The organism is Winogradskyella psychrotolerans, from assembly GCF_018860545.1.
Taxonomy (GTDB): domain Bacteria; phylum Bacteroidota; class Bacteroidia; order Flavobacteriales; family Flavobacteriaceae; genus Winogradskyella; species Winogradskyella psychrotolerans_A.
In genome coordinates this window covers 1-3,452 of record NZ_JAHKPN010000001.1, presented here as the reverse complement: position 1 = coordinate 3,452, position 3,452 = coordinate 1, and the positions used below count along the sequence as shown (strand labels likewise).

3 protein-coding genes are annotated in these 3,452 nt (G+C 34.2%); all 3 read left to right on the top strand.

What is annotated here, in order from left to right; genetic code table 11:
* Positions 1-563 (top strand): OmpA family protein (locus tag KO515_RS00010; protein WP_215934328.1); only part of this gene is annotated, 563 nt, incomplete at its 5' end.
* Between the two features lie 119 nt (positions 564-682).
* Positions 683-928 carry an SAP domain-containing protein gene (locus KO515_RS18895; RefSeq protein ID WP_354668257.1) on the top strand — a complete coding sequence of 82 codons (246 nt, stop codon included), beginning with the start codon at positions 683-685 and terminating at the stop codon, positions 926-928.
* 195 nt (positions 929-1,123) lie between these two features.
* Positions 1,124-3,452, top strand: a 2,329-nt coding sequence (locus KO515_RS00005) for a choice-of-anchor L domain-containing protein (protein ID WP_252723736.1), incomplete at its 3' end; no start/stop codon positions are given.

The following is a 3,452-nucleotide window of genomic DNA, read 5'->3' as shown; positions in this document are numbered from 1 at the left end:
CTGAAGGTAATAAGCTAGTGTCAAAAACAACTAATGAAGAGGGTGTTGCTGAATTCATTGTAGAATGTGAAGAAGATTCAGAACTTGAAGTTGTAATGGATGGTTTTGACAGTAAAAAAGTAGAAGTAAAAGGTTCTAACGACGAAGAAAACAATGTTCAGATTTCTTTAGATCCTATTGAGAAGTTAATTGTAGATGAAGCCATTAATTTAGAACCAATTTTCTTCGAATTTGATGAGTCAAACATTACAGCACAAGCGGCGTTTGAATTAGATAAATTAGTTCAGATAATGAACAAATATCCTGAAATGGTTATTAAAGCTACATCTCATACTGATAATAGAGGAACCGATACTTATAACAACGCACTTTCTGATCGTAGAGCTAAAACAACCGTTCAGTATGTCATTTCTAAAGGTATTGATGAAGCTCGTATTACTGGAGAAGGTAAAGGTGAAACGGAACCGAAAGTAGATTGTTCAGGCGGTTGTACTAAAGCACAACATGCAGAAAATAGACGATCAGAGTTTATTATTGTTAGTAGCACTTCTATAACAGAATAAATTGTGTAAAATTGAATCTTTAATCTAAATTTTTAATAATAAATAGAAATTAATTCTTAATTAAGTAACTATATTGGAATTACTGTCTGAGAATTAGTTAATTCTCTAATTTGATAATTATGTATAATGGTTTGGCACATCCTAATAGAAAAGCGGTTAATTCTGTTAATGATTTTCGTAATTGCTTAAAATTTGAATTAATTGAATATTGTAAGGAAAATGATTTGCCAACACATGGAAGTAAGAAGCAAATAAGAGAACGTATTGAAATTTTTTTAAATAAACAGTTGAAGAATGACAGGTCTAGTAACTCACTTAAAAATAAACGTAGAATTATTAGAAAAATTAATATAAATATCAATTGATTTCTGAATTACATATAAATTAAACGGATTTTGTTCGCTTTTTATCGTATTTAATGAATAGAAACTGTTAAAAAGAAACTTCTCGTTTAGAAATTGCTTTAAGATTTATATGAATTGATTAAATTTCAGATTTAATAAATAATGGATATAGTCATTTGTTTTTAGACGTAATAGACTATTAGGTAAAATTAGCTTATGATAAGAAAAATTACATTTATAATCTTCTTTTTGGTAACTACAATAAGTTTTTCTCAAGATTTATCCATGGAAGATGGTACATTTAATAGGTGTCAACCAGATATGTTCTATGATTCAGGAGGGGAATTTGGCAATTATGGAGACGACGAGAATTTTACAACGACCATTTGTCCTCAAAATGTAGGGGAATTTACAATAGTTAATTTTTTATCCTTTACTACTCAATTTAATCAAGATTATCTTACCATTTATGACGGTGATGATATCACTGCAGATGTGATAGGAGTTTATACAGGGCCAATATCTCCTGAGATTGTATCTGCTTCAGAGAGTAATGCGTCAGGTTGTTTAACCTTCGTTTTTACTAGTAACAGTTCAGGGAATATTAATGGTTGGGAAGCCGATATTTTATGTGCCACTCCATGTCAAGATATTGTTGCATCTATAGATGAAACCACTCCGGCAGCTAATGCGACAGGTGTTGTTAGTATACTGCCTTTTGAATCTGTTGATTTTTCTGCTAGTGCACTATTTTCTATAGATGGGACAGATGCTACTTATGAATGGGATTTTGGAGACAATAATACAGCAATAGGCGCCAATGTGACTAATATATTCGGTGCACCAGGAACTTATACGGTTACAGTAACGGTTACTGATGCTAATCCGCAAGGATGTTCAGATATAGAAACGATAACAGTCTTTGTTTTAGGGCAAAATGTTGTAATAGATCAAGATACATTTACTCCAGAACAATTAATTGAAGATGTTTTAATAGATAGTCCATGTGCTTCTGTGTCTAATATTATTGCTGTAACAGGTACCTCTTATGATTCAGATGAACCAAATGGTATCGGTTATTTTATTAGTAATGGTATAGATTTTCCTTTTGAAGATGGTTTGTTGCTTACCAGTGGTGATGCCAGTGAGGCCAGAGGACCTAATAATAATGGAACGTTAAGTGATGGGTCTGGAGTTTGGCCGGGAGATGATGATTTAGATGATGAGTTAGGGGTTGATTCTCATAATGCGACATATATTCAATTTGATTTTGTTCCGTTGGCTGATACTTTTAGTTTTGAGTTTTTAATGGCTTCTGAAGAATATGATATGGGGATTTTTGAATGTGACTATTCAGATGCTTTTGCATTTTTACTAACCGACCCCGATGGTAATGTTTCTAACTTAGCGGTTATACCAGGTTCAACAACACCTATCTTAGTGACTAATATTCACCCAGATAATGGGTTTTGTGATGCGGTTAATGAACGTTACTTTGGTGCTTACACTGCTAATAATGGATCGCCAATAGCATTCGATGGAAGAACAAATGTTTTTACTGCAGAAGCGGCAGTTGTTCCAAATGAAACGTATACTATAAAATTGGTTATTGCAGATGATAGGGATAACCAATATGATTCTGGTGTTTTTATAAAAGCGGGTAGTTTTAACTTAGGAGGTGATTTAGGTGACGATATTACTATTGAAGCAGGGACTGCAGCATGTGATGGATCAGGTGTGGTTTTAGATACTAGACTTGAGCTAGCAACCCATGTTTGGTATAAAGATGATGTGGTTATTCCAGGTGAAGTGTCATCGACAATTACAGTTACAGAACCAGGAGTTTATTATGCAGACTTTGAATTAGAGAGTGTTTGTACAGGTTCTGCGGATCCAATTGTAGTAGAGTTTAGAACCGGTGTAACGGCTAATCCAGCTCCCAATTTAGTAGTTTGTAGCGCTACTGGCACTGAAGAATTTGATTTATCAGCCAACGATGATGATATATTGGGTGACCAAGACCCATCAAATTATTCTGTAAGTTATTTTTTCTCAGAAGAAGATGCATTAAATAATCTTGATCCATTACCTAATCTCTATACTAATGTGAGTAGCCCACAAACAATTTGGGCGCGACTAGCAGATGTTTCTCAAACGTGTGTAGATATTACGTCATTCTCTTTATCTGCGGCACTTGAGCCTACCATTAACCCCGTCTCTGATATAGAACTATGCGATGATGAGACTAATGATGGTATTGCAACATTTGATTTAAGTTCTCAAACCTCAGGGATATTAGGATCTCAGTCTTCTACTGATTTCACCGTGACTTACCATTTAAGTTTCGCGGATGCAGATTCAGGTGATGGTATTTTACCTTTAGATTTCACTAACACCGTAAACAATCAACCAATATTTGTAAGAGTATCGATTTCAGGGGATTCTAGTTGTTATAATGCCTCAGAGACCGCACTTTTTAATTTGATAGTTAATCCTAGAGCATTAGCTACCGCGCCAGGAGACTTAGAAGTCTGTGACGACATCA